Origin of the sequence: Aromatoleum bremense, assembly GCF_017894365.1 — a bacterium.
Lineage (GTDB): Bacteria > Pseudomonadota > Gammaproteobacteria > Burkholderiales > Rhodocyclaceae > Aromatoleum > Aromatoleum bremense.
Map to the genome: position 1 here is coordinate 2,014,585 of NZ_CP059467.1, position 18,014 is coordinate 2,032,598.

Sequence of the window (18,014 nt, forward strand, 5' to 3'; positions counted from 1 at the left end):
GATCTCCTTGCTGTGGATGGAAGCGATTCGAAAAGGTGTTGAACCGTTCAGTGGAGCTTCGCGAGCACCGCGTCCCACTTGCCTTGCGCCTTGAGGATCAGCTCGGCGACTTCGCGCACCGCGCCGTGCCCGCCGCGCGCGGTGGTCACGTAGGCGGCGATTTCCTTGATGTCGGCGACCGCATCGCCGACTGCTATGGGCAGCCCGACGCGCTTCATCATCGACAGATCGACGAGGTCGTCGCCGACGTAGCACACCTCGGCGTCGGAGATGTTCATCTCCTCGATCATCTGCGCATACGGCTCGGTCTTCTTCTTGATGCCCTCGTGGAAGCGCTTGATCTTCAGCTCCTCGGCGCGATGGCGCACCGCGCCGGATTTCTTCGACGTGATGATCGCGACGTCGATGCCGCACAGCTGCAGCACGATGACGCCCATGCCGTCCTTGATGTCGAAGTTGCGCGATTCGACGCCTTCGTCGTTGATGACGATGCGGCCGTCGGTCATCACGCCGTCGACGTCGAGGATCACCAGCTTGATGTTCTTTGCCCGTTCCATGTTTCCATATCCTCGGTGAGGCCGCCTCGCCGGACGGCCGTTGCGTGTCGGTGGTAGGTGTCGCTCAGTCGATGCCGTACTCGTGCCAGCGGGCGCGGATCTTGGCGAGCATTTCCTCGTCCATGCGCGCCTCGACCGGCTTCTGTTTCCACTCGTACGGGATGCACGCGTCCATCAGGATGCGCGACGTCGTGAGCTTGTCGCCGTCCGGGTCGAGCGCCGGGTCGAGCGGCGTCGAGCGGCCGCGCTTGATGAGTTCGGTGCCGCGCATCGGGTCGTAACGGCACGACAGCGCCCAGAACACGCGCTGCAGGTCGTCGGCGGCGATGTCCTCGTCGACGGTGATGATGCCCTTCATGCCGTAGCTGCCGGTGTTGCTGCCCATGACCGCGTCGGCGACCTGGCGCGAGTGGCCGGGGTACGCCTGCTTGAGCGACACGACGGACCAGAAGCGCCCGGTCGATTCCGGCAGCACGCACACCGACTGGACGCCGGGGATGCGCATCTGCTCGAGCTCGGTCCACAGGGTCGCGGTCCGCGTGAAGGCGAGCAGCATATGCACGTCGGTCACCGGACGGCCCTGGCCGGTTGCCCACAGGATCGGGTTGTTGCGGTGCAGGATCTGCTGCACTTCGAGCACCGGCTTCGGGATCGGCTTGTGCAGCTCGTCGGTGTAGTAGCCGGTGTATTCGGCAAACGGGCCTTCGGGCAGGAAGGCGTTCGGGTCGATCTCGCCTTCGAGGACGATCTCGGCGCCCGCCGGCACGGGCAGCCCGGTCAGCGGTGCCATCAGGAACTCGGCCTGCTGGCCGCGCACCGTGCCGGTGATGTCGAAGTCGCTCGCGCCCTTGTGCATCAGAGTGCCGGCCATGAAGATCAGCGGATCGCAGCCGATGATCGCCGCCGCGGGCATCTTCTTCCCCATCTTGGCGTACTTCTTCATGATCCGCTCGCCGCGCTTGCCGGGCAGGATCTGCACGCCGCAGCGCTTGTCGTCGAGCATCTGCATGCGATAGGTGCCGAGGTTCACCTCGCCCGTTTCCGGGTCGCGCAGCACCACCGACACCATCGTGCCGATGTAGCGCCCGCCATCGAGCGGGAAGAACTTCGGCACCGGGAACATGTTCAGGTCGACCTTGTTGCCGGTGAGCACGTTTTCCAGCACCGGTCCGTCCTTCACTTCCTTCGCCTTGATCAGGCCTTCGGAGGTGATTGTCTTCTTCATCCACTGTTGCGCCGACTGGCACAGCGTCAGGTCGTGCGGCAGGCCGAGCATGATCGCCAGGCGCTTGGTCGTCGCGAATGCGCCTGTGAATACCGGCGTGTCGTAGCCCTTGATGCTCTCGAACAGCAGCGCCGGACCTTTCTTCTCCTCGGTCAGCTTGGAGACGTGCGAGATCTCCAGATTCCAGTCGACTTCGGTGGTGATGCGCTTCAGCTCGTTGGCTTCGGCGCACTGGTTGATGAAATATCTCAGGTCCATTCGAAAAACTCCTTGGTGGATGACGATCAGTTCAACAGGAAGGGCTCAATGCTTTGCCTGGACGGATTCGATGATCTCGAATCCCGCGTGCTCGAGTGCGCGGGTCACCGTATCGGTGTCCGCGGCGTGGAAGCGGACGATCACTTTCTTCGCGTGCGCCGCGGACGAGGCGTCCTGGTGGCCGATGCCGATCGGGTAGATCGCGAGCAGTTCGGCGCCGGCGGATTCGACGATGTCGGTAATGCGACCCATCGTTCCCGGCTTGAGCTCGATCGGCGCCAGCGTCACGCCGCTGCGCTTTTCCCAGGCGCCGAGGAAGTGCGCCGCCAGCGAGAACATCTCGATCGCCGAGATCATGCCCACGACATTGCCGCCGTCCATCACCGGCAGCTGCCCGACGCCGTGCTCCTGGCCGACCTGCAGGCAGTGCTCCATCGTGTCGTCGGCGTCGATCGTCGCCGGGTTGCGGACCATGATGTCCTTGACCTTGACGCAGTTCGAGAAATAGCTGAGCTCGTCGGTGTCCTGGGTGCGCAGCGCGACGTGCGCAGCGCGCAGGCAGCCGGCGCGCGTGATGAGGCCGCGCAGGCGACCGTCGTCTACGACCGGCAGCGCGTGGACATTGGCCTCCGACAGGATCCGCTTCGCCTCGGACAGCAGCGTGTCGCCGGTCAGCACGGTCGGATTCGGCTGCATCCAGTTACGTACGATCATTTTTCGTTCTCCATATCCGTTGCCGTCGTAGGGCAAAAAAGCGCAGCGCCTTCCGCCAAATACCTGCCGAACCCAGCGGCGGTTCGGTTGGCGGTTCGGTTGGCGGATAGCGCCTTCGGCTCATCCGCCCTACGTCAGGCGCTTGCCGGTGAGCAGGCTCGACACGATGTAATCCATCGCCGACGTGCTGCTTGCCGCACCGGTGGTTCTCTGGCGGTTGCTCCAGATCGTTTCGGGCCGCGCCTGCAGGATGAAAATGTTCCCGCCGGCGGGCAGGTTCTTGTCGATCGCCCATTCGATGTCCATCGGGCGGCCGTAGTGTTTCTCGATCTTCTTCGCCATCAACGCCAGCTCGCCGATCTCGTCATCGGTGATCGACTGGATGTTCTGGCGCTCGGCCGGCACCGGCAGCGCGATCGACTTCTGGGTTTTGAGATCGACGGTGTGGCAGATCTCCTTCGTCGAGATCGTCCGCTCGATGATGTCGAGCGTGATCTTGTTGACGACGAAGTTGTCCGGCGTGACCTCGCCCGAAACCACCGATTCACCGAAGCCGAAGTTCGCGTCGATGACGATCACCGAGCGGTCGCCGGTCGCCGGATGCACGGTGAACATCACGCCCGCGGTGTAGGCGTTCGCCATCTTCTGGATGCCGACGCTGATCGCGACCTGTTCGTGCGGGAATCCCATCTTCATGCGGTAGGCGATCGCCCGCCCGCTGTAGAGGCTGGAGATGCACCGCCGCACGTGATGGATCACGTCATCGACGCCGCGGATCCACAGGTAGGTGTCCTGCTGGCCGGCGAAGCTCGCGCCCGGCAGGTCCTCGGCGGTCGCGGAGGAGCGCACTGCGACCGGCACCGCCGGCAGGTAGCAGCGCACCGACAGTTTGCGGTAGGCCTCGGCGATCAGGTCCTCGAGCTCGATCGGCAGCGGGCGCGATTCGATCATTTCGCGGATCGCGTGCGAGGCCTCCTCGAGCTTGTCCATGTCCTCGTGGTCGAGGCCGTCGAGGAGCCCCGCGACTTCGGCCTGGATGCCGGCCTCGCGCATGAACTGTGCATAGCCGCGGGTGGTGAGCGCGAAGCCCGGCGGCACCCGCACACCCGCGTTGATCAGTTCGCCGAGCGACGCGCACTTGCCGCCGACCAGCTGCACCGAGTCCTTGCCGCATTCCTCGAAAGAACACACTTTCGGCGCGACGCTGTCGAGGGCGGCCCAGGGCAGGGCTGCTGCAGAAATAACGCTTCCCATCGGGGTCACCTCTTCAGGCCGTGATGATCGAGATCACGCCGGACGAGCCGTCGACCCGCAGCGTCATGCCGGTGCGGATCACGCGTGTCGACACTCCCGTGCCGACGACCGCCGGCATGCCGTATTCGCGGCACACGATCGCGGCGTGGCTCATGACGCCGCCGACGTCGGTGACGCAGGCCTTGATCTTCGCGAATGCCGGCGCCCACGACGGCGAGGTCGTCGGTGCGACGAGGATCTCGCCTTCCTGCAGGTCGCGGATGTCCTCGGCGCTGCGGCACACGCGGGCACGGCCTTCGACAGTGCCGGGGCTCGCGGCGAAGCCTTTCAGCTCGGTGATGCTGTCGGGGTCGCCGATGTCCTGCACCGCGGCCCAGTCGGCCAGGGAGTTGTTCGTGACCCCCCACAGCACGATCGTGAAAGGCTCCTGGATGACTTCCGGGGCGACACCGATCGCCGGCGGCGGGTTCCATTCACGGAACTTCTGCATCACGCCCTTGCGCCATTCGATTTCGGCCGGCCAGGTCGTGGTGCCGCGCGGCGTGACGCCGGTCGCCCACGCGGTGACGACATCCCATAGCGCCTGCTTGATCTCGTCGCGGCGCAGATACCAGATGTCTTCAACGTCGGCGATCATGCCGTGTTCCTTCATGACCGCGGCGACTTCGCGGATCTTGTTCCAGAACACCGAGTGGAACCAGTGCTCGACGTAGAAGAGATGGTTCTCGACGTACGGGAACACCGTCTTCGCGCAGCCGAGCAACTCGTCGAACTGCTTGCGGTCCTCGTCGCTGTCGATCAGCTCGCGGTATTCGGCGGTGATGCGGTCGCGTTCGGCGCGCACCGCTTCCATCGGCCGGTCGATCGAGACGCCTTCGCGGAGCTTGCCGATATAGGTCTGGATGCCGTCGAGCGGGATGTTGAGGTTGTCGTTCCAGCTGCGGTCGGTGTGGAACCAGCCGGTGCCGGACGAAATGTTGAACCACGGATAGCGCGCCTTCTCGAACGCCGCGAGCCACGCGTTGCCCTGCCGGTGCTTCGCGAGGGCGGCCTTGACGTCGGCCCAGTCGCGGTGAGCGGTGACGATGTCGTCGACTTCCAGCGTGACCGCCTGCTTCGCCAGCGCCTTCAGCTCGTCGTCGGAGCGGAACATCAGCACGTCGATGCCCGAGACCATCTGCGTGATCCGCTGCAGCGGAATGCTCGGGAACAGCTTCTGCGTGAAGTCCATGAAAAAGACATACGCCGCATAGCCGAGGTTGAGGAACTCGAAGTGGTACTGCCAGCACTTGATGCCGAGATTGATCAGATCGTCATAGTTCTTCAGCAGGTGATAGCCCGTCGACTCGCCGATGCCTTCGGTGACCACGCTCAGCGGCTCGATGTCGGGCAGACGTGGAATCTCGAGTGCTTCGAGTTCGGCGATCGTCGCCTCCATCTTGACTTTCCACTTCGCCTCGAGCGCGTCCCAGTTCTTGTAATAGAAGCCTGCGCGTTCCATGAAGTTGGGCACGCGCTCGCCGATCTCCGCCGGATCCTTGACCGGCACCGGCGAGATATAGACGTAGCCGTTGATGATGCGGTGATCGACGCCGCGCACCGGCGGCACCTGGAAGATGCGGTTGTTGAACTGCGACAGCGCGAGATACCAGGCCTCGTCCCAGATCGTGTCGAACGGATAGAGCGGCTCCGGGTAATGCAGTCCGTCGTAGAACCAGAAAGTGTCCTTCTCGTACTGGTTGCGCTGCGGGTCGTCGGTGACGAACTGGTACTGGTACGGATACATCCGCTCCCAGCCTTCGGTCCCCGGAATCGTCTTGGCCTTGATGTCGTGCGGAACAGGAAACTTCATCTGATGCCCCCTCCTTTGTAATTCCGGTGTCGATCGTGGCAACCGGATTTTGTTGGACGACGCTTGCCGGAGTCCCTTTGCAAGGGGTGTGCCATTGCGGCTGCGCAGGTCCGGCAAACGGACTTTCCGCGGGCGCTTCGGCCGGGCCGCGGCTCAGTCGTGGCAGGCGATCCAGGTGTTTTTGCGAGATCATGCAAAATGCCCGCAAGGGCGCGGGGCACGGGCCGCGACCAGGCAGTTGGCTGCGACCGCGGCTTTATCAATTGATGAGATTTCACCTCCGCCGGCCGGGCGTCTTGATCATTTGATGAATGGACGTTCAGAGGGGGCCGATTTTGTCCAGATGGTTGTTGCCTGAACTGTTTGATCCAGGTCAACACGAGAGGTCGCGGCGACGCGTAGAACAAGCGATCCAGGAGGAGGGCGAGGCATGACCAAGCTCCAAGACGCGAGCCGCGCAGACGGCGCTGACCTGAGGTCACGCGTGCATTTCTGTTCCGACACCGGCCAGATCTGGCTGCACGAACACCGCATGCTGCTCGTGCATGCCGAGGCCCAGGCGTCCTTGCGCAAGGAGCTCATCGACACGCTCGGCATGAACCGTGCGCGCGGGCTGCTGTTGCGCATGGGCTACGCTTCGGGCATGCGCGACGCCGAGCTCGTGCGCACCCGGACGCAGGACATGACGGACATGGAAGTCTTCATGACCGGACCGCGGCTGCATGCGCTCGAAGGCAACGTCGGCGTCGTGCCGATCCGCGTCGAGTTCGACCGCGCGTCCGGCAGCTTCTACGGCGAATTCCGCTGGATCAACTCATGGGAAGGCCAGTCGCACCGACGGCACTTCGGCACGCACGACGAGCCGGTGTGCTGGACGCAGATCGGTTACGCCTGCGGCTACACCTCTGCGTTCATGGGTCGTTCGATCCTGTACAAGGAGGTCGAATGCGTCGGCATGGGCGACGAGGGCTGCCGCATCGTCGGCAAGCCGGTCGAGGAATGGGAGGACGCCGACGAGCTCATGCGCTTCTTCACGCCCGAGTCGATTGCCGACCAATTGATCGACCTGCAGACGCAAGTCGTACAGCTGCGCTCGACGATCGGCGAGAAGAACCAGCTTCCCGGCGACATGATCGGCACATCGCCCGGTTTTCGCGCCGCGCTCGCGCTGCTGAGCCAGGCGGCGGCGAGCCACATCTCGGTGCTGCTGCTCGGCGAGACCGGCGTCGGCAAGGAACTGTTCGCCCGCGCGCTGCACGAGATGAGCACGCGCCGCGATCGTCCGCTGGTGGCGATCAACTGCGCGGCGATCCCGCACGACCTGGTCGAATCCGAGCTCTTCGGCGTCGAGAAGGGCGCCTATACCGGCGCGCTGATGTCGCGCCCCGGACGTTTCGAGCGCGCCGACGGCGGCACGCTGTTCCTCGACGAGATCGGCGAGCTGCCGTTGACGGCGCAGAGCAAGCTGCTGCGCGTGCTGCAGGAAGGCGAGGTCGAGCGCCTCGGCGACGACCGGGTGCGCAAGATCAACGTGCGCCTCGTCGCGGCAACCAACGCCGGGCTGCCGCAGCTCGTCAAGGAAGGGCGTTTCCGCGCCGACCTTTACTATCGCCTCAACGCCTACCAGGTCAATATCCCGCCGCTGCGCGAACGCCGCGAGGACATCTCCGTCCTCGCCAAGCATTTCCTCGAAAAGCACGCCGCGATCAACGGCAAGAAGCTGCTCGGTTTTACCGACAAGGCCAAGCGCGCGCTGACCACCTACGCGTGGCCCGGCAACATCCGCGAGCTGCAGAACACCGTCGAACGCGGCGTCATCCTCGCGCCGCACGGCACGCGCATCGAAGTCGAGCACCTGTTCCTGTCCTGGGGCGACGAGGCCCGCGAGTTCGGGCTCGACCCGGACGGCAAGCTCGACGCCGGGGAGGGCGATGCCGGTAAGTCGATCTGTGACGCGGTCTGCGACGGCACGATGACGCTCGACCAGGTCGAGGCGATGCTGATCGAGGCCGCGACGGACAAGGCGCGCGGCAACCTGTCGTCCGCGGCACGCATGCTCGGCCTGAGCCGCCCGCAGCTCGCGTACCGGCTCAAGCGGCTGCACGAAAGCGGCCACGCGCGGGCGACGCCGCAGCCCCTGCGCGAACCGGGGAGCGTCGAATCTTGACCGCGGCAGAGGCGCGCGAGGCGGCGCTCGCGTACCTGCAGGCGCACCACGTGATGACGCTCGCGACGCACGGCAGCGACGGCCCGTGGGCTGCGGCAGTGTTCTACGTCAGCGACGGCTTCACGCTGTATTTCCTGTCGGCGCCGGCAAGCCGGCACGCCACCGCGATCGCCGCGCCGGCGCGGGTCGCGATCACGGTGCAGGAAGATTACGCGGACTGGCCACAGATCAAGGGTATCCAGGCCGAAGGGCTCGCCTGCGAGGCGTCGGGCGACGAGGAAAAGCGCGCGCGCCGGCTGTATGGCGACAAGTACCCGGTCGTCGGCAAGCTCGCGCTGGCCCCGGCCGCGATCGTCAAGGCGCTGGCGAAAGTGCGCTGGTACCGCTTCGTGCCCGAGCGCCTGTATTTCATCGACAATTCCGCCGGCTTCGGCCACCGCGACGAGATCGACTGCGCCGGCTGAGCAGGTCGCTCCGCCGCTCCGTCGACGGCCGCGATGAGGTGCGTCCGGTCGTGCCCCCTGTCACGCCGCCCCCGCTGCCGCCCCGTCCCGTTTCGACCGTCACCGCATGCGCCGCATGCAAGCGCATGACGCGCTTCGCGATCCTGCAGGTTCCGCAAAAGCGTTTCAATTCCGTGATATTTCGCTTCTCTTGACCTGCGTCAATACTGATGGACGTCAAACTGTTTGTAATCAACAAAACCCCGCCCGCGGTCGACGACGTCGCCCTGCAACGAGGGCAGGCAACCCGGGCCCATCGAGGAGGAAAGTCATGTCAGAAGCCGGATACACGTCCGAGGTCGAAGTGGATACCAGGGAAGCGATCGGCAGCGGCAGCACCGAAGCCGCCGGCGCGTCGAGCGTACGGGCGGTCGAGGCGCTCGACAGCGTCGTGATCCGTTTCGTCGGCGACTCCGGCGACGGCATGCAGCTCACCGGTTCGGAATTCTCGAAGGCCGTCGCGAAGGCCGGGCACGGCTTCGCGACGCATCCCGACTACCCGTCCGAAATCCGCGCGCCGACCGGCACCCTGTTCGGCGTCTCCGGCTACCAGATCCAGTACGGGTCGCGCCAGGTATTCACGTCCGGCGACGCGCCCGACGCGCTCGTCGCGATGAATCCGGCGGCGCTGAAGACCAACCTCGCCGACGTCAAGCACGGCGGCATCATCATCGCGAACACCGGCGCGTTCGCCGATACGAACCTCGCGAAAGCCGGCTACGCGAGCAATCCGCTCGAGGACGGCAGCCTCGACGGCTATCGCCTGTTCAAGATCGACATCTCGGCGCTGACTGCGGCGGCGCTGCGCGACTCCGGCCTGTCGAAGAAGGAAGTCGGCCGCTGCAAGAACTACTTCGCGCTCGGCCTGATGCTGTGCCTGTACGGCCGGCCGATCGAAGACGAGATCGCCGACGTCTACGAGAAGTTCGCGAAGAAGCCGGAATTCGCCGATGCCAACGCGAACGCGCTGCGCGCCGGCTACGCTTACGCCGACGCCGCGGAGATCTTCGCTGCGACCTACCAGGTGCGCGAAGCCGCGGCGAGGCCGGGCGTCTATCGCAGCATCACCGGCAACCACGCCGCGGCGCTCGGCTTCGTCGCCGCGTCCGAGTCGTCCGGCGTCGGGCTCTTCCTCGGCTCGTACCCGATCACGCCGGCGACCGACATCCTGCACGAACTGTCCGCGCTGAAGCATTTCAATGTCACGACCTACCAGGCCGAGGACGAGATCGCCGGCATCTGCTCGACGATCGGCGCGGCCTACGGCGGCGCGCTCGGCCTGACGACGACTTCCGGCCCCGGCATGGCGCTGAAGACCGAGGCGATGGGCCTCGCGGTGATGCTGGAGCTGCCGCTGGTGATCGTCAACGTGCAGCGCGGCGGCCCGTCGACCGGCCTGCCGACGAAGATCGAGCAGTCCGACCTGCTGCAGGCGATCTACGGGCGCAACGGCGAATGCCCGATCCCGGTGATCGCCGCGCGCTCGCCCGCCGACTGCTTCGATTGCGCGATCGAGGCGTTCCGCATCGCCGTCAAGTACATGACGCCGGTGATCCTGCTGACCGACGGCGGCATCGCGAACGCCGCCGAGCCGTGGCGGATTCCGGACGTCGCGAGCCTGCCGAAAGTCGAGGTGAGCTATCGCACCGATCCGGAAGGCTTCCAGCCGTACGCGCGCGACGAGAACCTCGCGCGCGCCTGGGTGCGCCCCGGCACGCCGGGCATGGAGCACCGCGTCGGCGGCCTGGAAAAGGACTTCCTCAGCGGCAACATCTCGCACGACCCGCTGAACCACCAGCGCATGGTCGATGTGCGCGCCGCGAAAGTCGCCGGCACCGCGCAGGACATCCCGCCGACGACGGTCGAGGGGCCGGCGTCCGGCGAGCTGCTCGTCATCGGCTGGGGCAGCACCTACGGCACGATCGCGCAGGCGCGCGAGAAGGCCGAGGCCGAAGGCCGCTCGGTCGCGCACGTGCATCTGCGCCACCTGAACCCGCTGCCGCCGGACCTCGGCGAGCTGCTCGGGCGCTACAAGACGGTGCTGGTGCCGGAACTCAACATGGGGCAACTCTCGAAGCTGCTGCGCGAACGCTACCTGCGCGACGTCGTGCCGCTGAACAAGGTGCAGGGCAAGCCCTTCAAGGTCAGCGAAGTCCATGACCGCATCCTCGAACTGAGCTGACGCGCGTCCGCACGAGCCGAACCGCGTCCCCGAGCCCCACTGTTACAGGAAGATCATCATGAACGACATGTCCTCACCCGTCGCGCTGACGAAAAAAGACTTCGAATCGAACCAGGACGTGCGCTGGTGTCCCGGCTGCGGCGACTACGCGATTCTCGCGCAGATCCAGAAGCTGCTGCCGACGCTCGGCATCCCGCGCGAGAACTTCGCCTTCATCTCCGGCATCGGCTGTTCGAGCCGCTTCCCGTACTACATGGAAACCTACGGGATGCACAGCATCCACGGGCGCGCGCCGGCGATCGCAAGCGGCCTGAAGCTCGCCCGCCCGGACCTGTCGGTGTGGGTCGTTACCGGCGACGGCGATGCGCTGGCGATCGGCGGCAACCATTTCATCCACGCGATGCGCCGCAACGTCGACCTGAAGGTGATCCTGCTCAACAATCGCATCTACGGCCTGACCAAAGGCCAGTATTCGCCGACGTCCGAAATGGGCAAGAAGACCAAGAGCACGCCGCTGGGCAGTATCGACCGGCCGTTCTCGCCCGTCGCGCTCGCACTCGGCGCCGGTGCGACGTTCGTCGCCCGCTCGGTCGACACCGACCTGCCGCACCTGAGCGCGGTGCTCGCGCGCGCCGCAGCGCACAAGGGCACGGCCTTCGTCGAAATCCTGCAGAACTGCATCGTGTTCAACGACGGCGCGTATTCGACGCTGACCGACAAGGCGACCCGCGACGATGCGCGCGTGATCCTCGAGGACGGCAAGCCGCTGGTGTTCGGCAAGGCGCGCGACCGCGGCATCCGCCTGCGCGGCATGGAGCCGGAAGTCGTGACGCTCGGTGAAGGCGGTGTTGCCGAGAGCGAACTCGTCGTGCATGACGAGAAGGCCGCTCACAGCGGCCTCGCGTTCTTCCTGTCGCAGTTCGACACGCCGGACCTGCCGGTGCCGCTCGGCGTGTTCCGCTCGGTGCGCAACGACAGCTATGACGAACTCAACGCGCAGTTGCACGCCGACACGCGCGCGAAAAAAGGCGACGGCTGCCTCACCGATCTCCTGCACAGCGGCGAGACCTGGACGATCGGATAAGCGCTCTGCGGCACAGCGGGAACACGGAAAGGAGGCGCAAGCCTCCTTTCGCTTTTGCCGGCTGCAGACGAAAAACGGGCGCCCTTCGAGGGGCGCCCGTCCCGTGGCCGGGGAAGAGGAGGGGCCCCGGCCGTGAAGCTCAGTGGTGGTACGCCGTCTCGCCGTGGGCGCTGACGTCGAGCCCTTGGCGTTCCTCCTCTTCGGGCACCCGCAGCCCGACGAGGATGTCGGCGACCTTGTAGGCGATCACTGCGACGACGGCCGACCACGCGATCGTGATCAATACACTATAGGTCTGGATCCAGACTTGGCCAGCGATCGAGAAGTCCTCGGCGCCGGTGCCGCCGAGCGACGGGGCGGTGAACACGCCCGTCAGGATCGCGCCGAGGATGCCGCCGACACCATGCACGCCGAACACGTCGAGCGCGTCGTCCGCGCCGAGCATGCGCTTCAGGCCATTGACGCCCCACAGGCAGACGAAGCCGGCGAGCAGGCCGATGACGATCGCGCCCATCGGCCCGACCGAGCCGCAGGCCGGCGTGATCGCGACGAGGCCGGCAACAGCGCCCGACGCGGCGCCGAGCATCGACGGCCGGCCCTTGAACATCGCCTCGCCGAGCGACCACGCGAGCACCGCGGCGGCGGTCGCGACCAGCGTGTTGATGAACGCCAGCGCGGCACCCGACGTCGCTTCGAGGTTCGAGCCGGCGTTGAAGCCGAACCAGCCGACCCACAGCATCGACGCGCCGACCATCGTCAGTGTCAGCGAATGCGGCGTCAGCGCTTCGCGGCCGAAGCCGATGCGCTTGCCGACCATGTACGCTCCGACGAGACCCGCGACCCCGGCGTTGATATGCACCACCGTCCCGCCGGCGAAGTCGAGCGCGCCGTCGCCCAGCAGCATCCCGCCCGGGCCCCACACCATGTGGCAGATCGGCAGGTAGCACAGCGTGAACCAGATCACCGAGAACACCAGCACCGCAGAGAACTTCATCCGTTCGGCGAATGCCCCGACGACCAGCGCCCCGGTGATGCCGGCGAACGTCGCCTGGAACGCGATGAACGCGTACTCGGGCAGCTTGACGTTGTCGGTGAAGGTGTCGGCGAGCGTGTCGCTCGTAACGCCGGCGAGGAACAGCTTGTCGAGCGAGCCGATGAAGGGGCTCGCCTCGGTGAAGGCCAGGCTGTAGCCGTAGAACACCCACAGCACCGCGATCAGCGAGAACACGACCATCACCTGCATCAGCACCGACAGCATGTTCTTCGACCGCACCAAGCCGCCGTAGAACAGCGCGAGGCCCGGCAGCGCCATGAACAGCACGAGCAGCGTCGAGGTCATGATCCACGCGACGTCGCCTTTCTCGACGATCGGCGCTGCGGCGGCGGCCTCGACGGCGGGTGCGACGACCGTGGCCGCGTCCTGGGCGAGCGCGCCGCCGCCGGCCAGCCCGAGCGCAAGCGCCGCGGGCAGCATTGCGTAGAGTTTCTTCATGATTTTTTTCTCCGTTACAGCGCGTCGGGACCGGTTTCGCCGGTGCGGATGCGGATGGCCTGTTCGAGATCGAAAACGAAGATCTTGCCGTCGCCGATCTTGCCGGTCGCGGCCGATTTTTCGATCGCTTCGATCGCCTGATCGAGCAGATCGGGGCGGATCGCGGCCTCGATCTTCACTTTGGGCAGAAAATCGACGACGTATTCCGCGCCGCGGTACAGCTCGGTGTGGCCCTTCTGGCGGCCGAAACCTTTGACTTCGGTGACGGTGATGCCCTGCACGCCGATCGCCGAGAGAGCTTCACGTACTTCGTCGAGCTTGAAGGGCTTGATGATGGCGGTGACGAATTTCATGGTCTTTCCTTTCAGTCGTGCGGGACGTGCCCGCGGCAGCGGTGGGGGGTCAGAAGGTTCGGCTCAGCGAGAGGATCAGGCGCTCCTCGGCGAGGTCGATGTCGTCGAGGTCGGTATCGACGTAGTGCAGGCCGACCGTGAAGTCGCCGACAGCCTTCGTCGCGCCGATCTTCCAGTCGGTGTACGAATCGGCCGGGCCGGTGACGACCTGGCGGCCGACGTGCGCGCTCAGCGACAGGCCGGGCATCACCTCGTGGGTCGCCGTCAGGTCGAGGTACTTGCTGTGGTCCGAATCGGGCGTGCCGAACAGATCGGTGAAGGCATGGGAATACTTGAACGTCAGGAATTCCCAGCTCAGACCGACGTAGCCTTCGAGCGTGTCCGGCTTCGACAGCCCGGTGTCGCGCCGCCACGAGCGGTCGAAGTCGCCCGGGTAGTAGTACTGCAGCAGGCCGACATCGAGGCCGAGCGCCCCGACGGACGTCCTGTAGCCGCCGTACACGTCCAGTTCAAGGCTGTTGCCCGACGACGAGCTCGTTTCGGCGTCACGCAGCCACGAAACGTTCGTGCCCCAGACGCCGGCATAGAAGCCGCTGTCGTGGGCGTAGTCGAAACCGCCCTGCAGCGCCGGGCGTTCATCGGTCTGGCTGATGCCGCGGTACGCATAGTCGGTGACCAGGCTGACGTTCGCGGTGAACGGACCGTCGGCGGCGAGGACGGAGCCCGTGCCGAGGGCCGGCACGAGGGTGAAGAGGGCGGCGGCGATTGTGCTCTTGCGCATTACGTGCTCCTTCAGGGATGGGAATTATCTGGCAGTGCACCATAAGCACAATCGATGCCATATTGCGGATGGATTTGCCAAGTTGCTGATTGGCATTAATTTTTTCCCGCTTCAGGATTCGCCTACGCAGTGTCGGGCAGCAGAGTGTAAGGTGCGCGCCTTTCGCGATGCACCGTAAAGGTGCGTCTGACACACGATGGTGCATCGCGGATCCTTCGCTGCCGGCGGACCGAAATCGAGCGTGATAAACTGCCCATCCCATCACAACCGCCGCACAGGTGCCGCCATGCCCGGTCCCCGCATCCTCGATGAACTCGGCGCCAAGCTTTCCGAAATTGCCGCGAGCAATCCGGCGCGCGATTTCGAGAAGAACGCCAAAGCCCTGCTCGGCAGCGCCTTCAGCAAGCTCGATCTGGTCACGCGCGAGGAATTCGACGTCCAGCGCGAAATGCTCGCCCATACCCGGCAAAAACTCGCCGAACTCGAAGACCGCGTCGCCGCGCTGGAATCCGAACTGACGCGCGTGCGCACCGAAAACGACGCCGGCTGACGCCGCGGGGCACTCCCGCACCGCCACTCCGTCCGGCGCAACGCGATGCGCCGGACGGGCTCCTGCGGCCGTGCCGGCTCCCGCGATCACCCTGATCCTTCGACACGACGGTGCTTTCGGCAGCGGCGCGTCCAAGCGTTTGTCATCGTCCCCGTCTCCGGTAGGGTAGACTGCTCCCAGTCCATCCCGGAGACTTCGATGTCGCTGGCTCTCGTACGTACCCGCGCGCTGGTCGGCCTCGCCGCACCGGAAGTGACGGTCGAAGTCCACCTCGCCAATGGTCTGCCCGCTTTCAACCTCGTCGGGCTCGCCGATACCGAAGTGCGCGAGGCGCGCGATCGCGTGCGGGCCGCGATCGTCACGTCGCAGTTCGAGTTCCCGCAGCGCCGCATCACCGTCAACCTCGCCCCCGCCGACCTGCCGAAAGAGGGCGGGCGCTTCGACCTGCCGATCGCGCTGGGCATCCTCGCGGCATCCGGCCAGATCGATGCGGGCGCGCTTTCGCGACACGAGTTCGTCGGCGAGCTGTCGCTCAACGGCGCACTGCGGCCGGTGCGCGGCGCGCTCGCGGTCGCACTCGAAACCGCCCGCGAAGGGCGGGCGCTGGTGCTGCCGGTCGCCAATGCGGACGAGGCGGCGCTCGCGGAGGGCGCGAGCGTGCTGGCCGCGGCGAGCCTGCTCGCGGTGTGCGGGCACCTGAACGGGCACGCCGCGCTGCCGCGCCACCCGCCCCCGCTGCGTGGCCGGGGCGGGCCGCCCGATGCCGATCTCGCCGAGGTCAAGGGGCAGCTCCAGGCGCGCCGGGCGCTCGAAGTCGCGGCGGCCGGCCAGCATTCGTTGCTGCTGTTCGGGCCGCCGGGGACCGGCAAGTCGATGCTCGCGCGGCGCCTGCCCGGGCTGCTGCCACGCATGGAGCAGGCCGAAGCGATCGAGAGTGCTGCGATCCAGTCGATCGAAGGGTCGTTCGACGTGCGGCACTGGGGACGCCGGCCGTATCGCGCCCCGCACCACTCGGCTTCCGCGCCGGCGCTCGTCGGCGGCGGCGCCGACCCGCGGCCCGGCGAGATCAGCCTCGCACACCACGGCGTGCTGTTTCTCGACGAGCTGCCCGAATTCGACCGGCGCGTGCTCGAGGCACTGCGCGAACCGCTCGAAACCGGCCTCGTGACCGTGTCGCGCGCCCGGCGCCGCGCGGAATTCCCCGCCCGCTTCCAGCTCGTCGCGGCGATGAACCCCTGCCCCTGCGGCCATGCCGGCAGCGGGCGTTGCCGCTGCTCGCCCGACCAGATCGCGCGCTACCGCGGCAAGCTGTCGGGGCCGCTGCTCGATCGCATCGACGTCATCATCGAGGTGCCGCTGCTCGATCAGGCCGAGATGCTCGCGCAACCCGCCGGCGAATCGAGCGAAGTGGTGCGCTCACGTGTCGAGCGCGCGTGGGCGCGCCAGCGCGAGCGCCAGAATGAGCCGAACAGCCGGCTGTCCGCGGGCCGCGTGGACGCGTTGTGCGCGCCCGACGGCGAAGGCCGCAAGCTCCTGGCCCATGCGATCGAGCGGTTGAATCTGTCGGCGCGGGGTTATCATCGCATCCTGAAAGTCGCCCGGACGATCGCCGATCTGGCCGATGCGCCCGCCATCGGTCCGGCGCATCTGGCCGAGGCGATCCAGTATCGACGCGGGCTGGACGCGCGCTAGCGCGTGTCCGGTCGCGTTGCACTGCCGGGCCGATGCCGGGCGGCGTGTGCATCGCGGGCGAAGGCTGCGCTCGGGTCGAAGCCGCGGCCCGCTCCGGCGACGCGAAGAAAAACAGAAAAAACAGAAGATTCCCGGAGAGATTCCGATGCCTGCTTCCTCACCCTGGCTCGCGGCGATTCTTGCCGCGCTTGCCGCGGTCGGACCATTTTCGATCGACACCTACCTGCCGGCCTTTCCGGCGATCGCCGCCTCGCTCGCGGCGACGCCGATCGAAGTGCAGCAGACGCTGACGGCCTACATGGCGACTTTTGCGTTCATGGTGCTGTGGCACGGCGCGCTGGCCGATCATTTCGGCCGGCGGCGCGTGATCCTCGGGTCGATGGTGCTGTTCGTGCTGGCGTCGCTCGTGTGCGCGCTGGCGCCGTCGATCGAATGGTTGTGGGCCGGGCGCGTGCTGCAGGGGCTATCCGGCGGCGCGGGGATGGTCGTCGGGCGCGCCGTGATCCGCGACCTCTACGACGGCGTGCAGGCGCAGCGCCTGATGTCGCGCGTCATGATGATCTTCGCCATCGCGCCGGCGATCGCGCCGATCATCGGCGGCTTGCTGCTGGCGATCGCCGGCTGGCGCGCGGTGTTCGTGTTCCTCGCGCTCTTCGCCGGGGGGCTGACTTACCTGACCTGGCGTTACCTGCCCGAGACGCTGCCCGCCGCGGCGCGCCATCCGCTGCACCCGGTCAGCCTCGGCCGCGCCTACGCGAAAGTGCTCGGCAGCGGCGCGTTCCTGCTCGTCGCCGGGGCGGTCGCGTTCAACTTCAACGGGTTCTTCCTCTACGTGCTGTCCGCGCCGGCCTTCCTGATCGGCCATCTCGGCCTCGGGCCGCAGCAGTTCGGCTGGATGTTTGTGCCGACGGTCGCCGGGCTCGTGTGCGGTTCGGCGCTGTCGGGGCGCATGGCCGGGCGTTGGCATCACGGGCGCACGATCACGACCGGTTTCGCGATCATGGGCGGGGCGGCAGGGCTCAACGTGCTGATCGGCGCGCTGGTGACGCCCGGCCTGCCGTGGTCGGTGCTGCCGATCGCGATCTACACGATCGGCATGGCGCTGGCGACGCCCAGCCTGACGCTGATCGCGCTCGACCGGTTCCCCGCGCGCCGCGGGCTGGCGTCGAGCTGCCAGAGCTTCTTGCAGGTTGGCGTCAATGCGGTGACCGCGGGGGTGTTCGCGCCGCTGCTGTGGTACTCGCCGCTGACGCTCGCCGCCGGCATGGCGGGCTTCCTGTTGCTCGGCCTGTTGTGCTTCCTGTCCTGGCAGCGCCGGCTGGAAGCCTGATCCGGCACGCCCGCAGGGCG

Annotated in this window: 15 protein-coding genes; 7 read left to right on the top strand and 8 right to left on the bottom strand. The window is 66.5% G+C overall.

Annotation, left to right across the window (positions count from 1 at the left end):
* Nucleotides 1–47: 47 nt before the first annotated feature.
* From ppcD to pbN1_RS09460, 5 genes are all read right to left on the bottom strand, one after another.
* Entirely contained in the window at nt 48–557 is a 510-nt protein-coding gene (ppcD, locus tag pbN1_RS09440; RefSeq protein ID WP_169202683.1) for a phenylphosphate carboxylase subunit delta, read from the bottom strand.
* A gap of 64 nt (nt 558–621) precedes the next feature.
* The gene (gene ppcB, locus pbN1_RS09445; protein WP_169202682.1) at nt 622–2,040 is read right to left on the bottom strand and encodes a phenylphosphate carboxylase subunit beta; all 1,419 of its coding nucleotides are present in this window, start codon (nt 2,038–2,040) and stop codon (nt 622–624) included.
* A 45-nt stretch (nt 2,041–2,085) separates the two neighbouring features.
* Entirely contained in the window at nt 2,086–2,754 is a 669-nt protein-coding gene (locus pbN1_RS09450) for a CBS domain-containing protein (protein WP_169202681.1), read from the bottom strand.
* 129 nt (nt 2,755–2,883) lie between these two features.
* Complete coding sequence (locus pbN1_RS09455; RefSeq protein WP_169202680.1) at nt 2,884–4,008, bottom strand: PEP/pyruvate-binding domain-containing protein; 1,125 nt, start codon at nt 4,006–4,008, stop codon at nt 2,884–2,886.
* 13 nt (nt 4,009–4,021) lie between these two features.
* Entirely contained in the window at nt 4,022–5,860 is a 1,839-nt protein-coding gene (locus tag pbN1_RS09460) for a PEP-utilizing enzyme (RefSeq protein WP_169202679.1), read from the bottom strand.
* Nucleotides 5,861–6,290: 430 nt separating this feature from the next.
* Between pbN1_RS09460 and pbN1_RS09465 the strand changes: the two genes are divergently transcribed.
* The 4 genes from pbN1_RS09465 to pbN1_RS09480 all read left to right on the top strand — a co-directional run bounded on the left by pbN1_RS09465 (nt 6,291) and on the right by pbN1_RS09480 (nt 11,796).
* Nucleotides 6,291–8,027 (top strand): sigma-54-dependent Fis family transcriptional regulator, encoded by a 1,737-nt coding sequence (locus tag pbN1_RS09465; RefSeq protein ID WP_169202678.1) that lies wholly within the window; start codon nt 6,291–6,293, stop codon nt 8,025–8,027.
* Nucleotides 8,024–8,491, top strand: a complete 468-nt coding sequence (locus pbN1_RS09470) for a pyridoxamine 5'-phosphate oxidase family protein (protein WP_169202677.1) — start codon at nt 8,024–8,026, stop codon at nt 8,489–8,491. The genes pbN1_RS09465 and pbN1_RS09470 overlap by 4 nt, the downstream gene beginning before the upstream one ends.
* Before the next feature lie 310 nt (nt 8,492–8,801).
* Nucleotides 8,802–10,712, top strand: a complete 1,911-nt coding sequence (locus tag pbN1_RS09475; protein WP_210147706.1) for a 2-oxoacid:acceptor oxidoreductase subunit alpha — start codon at nt 8,802–8,804, stop codon at nt 10,710–10,712.
* Between the two features lie 58 nt (nt 10,713–10,770).
* Nucleotides 10,771–11,796 carry a 2-oxoacid:ferredoxin oxidoreductase subunit beta gene (locus pbN1_RS09480; RefSeq protein WP_169202676.1) on the top strand — a complete coding sequence of 342 codons (1,026 nt, stop codon included), beginning with the start codon at nt 10,771–10,773 and terminating at the stop codon, nt 11,794–11,796.
* A 139-nt stretch (nt 11,797–11,935) separates the two neighbouring features.
* Here pbN1_RS09480 and pbN1_RS09485 read toward each other — a convergent pair whose 3' ends face one another.
* From pbN1_RS09485 to pbN1_RS09495, 3 genes are read right to left on the bottom strand one after another with little or no spacing between them, the layout of a single operon-like run.
* Nucleotides 11,936–13,288, bottom strand: coding sequence for an ammonium transporter (locus pbN1_RS09485; protein WP_210147707.1), 1,353 nt, complete (start codon nt 13,286–13,288; stop codon nt 11,936–11,938).
* A gap of 14 nt (nt 13,289–13,302) precedes the next feature.
* Nucleotides 13,303–13,641 carry a P-II family nitrogen regulator gene (glnK, locus tag pbN1_RS09490; protein WP_011237608.1) on the bottom strand — a complete coding sequence of 113 codons (339 nt, stop codon included), beginning with the start codon at nt 13,639–13,641 and terminating at the stop codon, nt 13,303–13,305.
* 49 nt (nt 13,642–13,690) lie between these two features.
* On the bottom strand, nt 13,691–14,422 hold the full coding sequence (locus pbN1_RS09495) for a TorF family putative porin (RefSeq protein ID WP_169202675.1): 732 nt from the start codon (nt 14,420–14,422) through the stop codon (nt 13,691–13,693).
* Between the two features lie 286 nt (nt 14,423–14,708).
* Between pbN1_RS09495 and pbN1_RS09500 the strand changes: the two genes are divergently transcribed.
* The 3 genes from pbN1_RS09500 (at nt 14,709) to pbN1_RS09510 (ending at nt 17,994) form a co-directional block, all read left to right on the top strand.
* A complete protein-coding gene (locus tag pbN1_RS09500; RefSeq protein ID WP_169118775.1) occupies nt 14,709–14,972 on the top strand; it encodes an accessory factor UbiK family protein in 264 nt (87 codons plus the stop codon).
* Between the two features lie 198 nt (nt 14,973–15,170).
* Nucleotides 15,171–16,664, top strand: a complete 1,494-nt coding sequence (locus tag pbN1_RS09505; protein ID WP_169202674.1) for a YifB family Mg chelatase-like AAA ATPase — start codon at nt 15,171–15,173, stop codon at nt 16,662–16,664.
* Between the two features lie 145 nt (nt 16,665–16,809).
* The gene (locus tag pbN1_RS09510) at nt 16,810–17,994 is read left to right on the top strand and encodes a multidrug effflux MFS transporter (protein WP_169202673.1); all 1,185 of its coding nucleotides are present in this window, start codon (nt 16,810–16,812) and stop codon (nt 17,992–17,994) included.
* Nucleotides 17,995–18,014 lie beyond the last annotated feature (20 nt).

Coding starts and splice junctions, on each gene's coding strand:
- pbN1_RS09495 (WP_169202675.1), bottom strand. CDS start 14,422: ATGCGCAAGAGCACAATCGCCGCCGCCCTCTTCACCCTCGTGCCGGCC.
- pbN1_RS09455 (WP_169202680.1), bottom strand. CDS start 4,008: ATGGGAAGCGTTATTTCTGCAGCAGCCCTGCCCTGGGCCGCCCTCGAC.
- ppcB (WP_169202682.1), bottom strand. CDS start 2,040: ATGGACCTGAGATATTTCATCAACCAGTGCGCCGAAGCCAACGAGCTG.
- pbN1_RS09465 (WP_169202678.1), top strand. CDS start 6,291: ATGACCAAGCTCCAAGACGCGAGCCGCGCAGACGGCGCTGACCTGAGG.
- pbN1_RS09460 (WP_169202679.1), bottom strand. CDS start 5,860: ATGAAGTTTCCTGTTCCGCACGACATCAAGGCCAAGACGATTCCGGGG.
- ppcD (WP_169202683.1), bottom strand. CDS start 557: ATGGAACGGGCAAAGAACATCAAGCTGGTGATCCTCGACGTCGACGGC.
- pbN1_RS09505 (WP_169202674.1), top strand. CDS start 15,171: ATGTCGCTGGCTCTCGTACGTACCCGCGCGCTGGTCGGCCTCGCCGCA.
- pbN1_RS09485 (WP_210147707.1), bottom strand. CDS start 13,288: ATGAAGAAACTCTACGCAATGCTGCCCGCGGCGCTTGCGCTCGGGCTG.
- pbN1_RS09475 (WP_210147706.1), top strand. CDS start 8,802: ATGTCAGAAGCCGGATACACGTCCGAGGTCGAAGTGGATACCAGGGAA.
- pbN1_RS09510 (WP_169202673.1), top strand. CDS start 16,810: ATGCCTGCTTCCTCACCCTGGCTCGCGGCGATTCTTGCCGCGCTTGCC.
- pbN1_RS09480 (WP_169202676.1), top strand. CDS start 10,771: ATGAACGACATGTCCTCACCCGTCGCGCTGACGAAAAAAGACTTCGAA.
- pbN1_RS09500 (WP_169118775.1), top strand. CDS start 14,709: ATGCCCGGTCCCCGCATCCTCGATGAACTCGGCGCCAAGCTTTCCGAA.
- pbN1_RS09450 (WP_169202681.1), bottom strand. CDS start 2,754: ATGATCGTACGTAACTGGATGCAGCCGAATCCGACCGTGCTGACCGGC.
- glnK (WP_011237608.1), bottom strand. CDS start 13,641: ATGAAATTCGTCACCGCCATCATCAAGCCCTTCAAGCTCGACGAAGTA.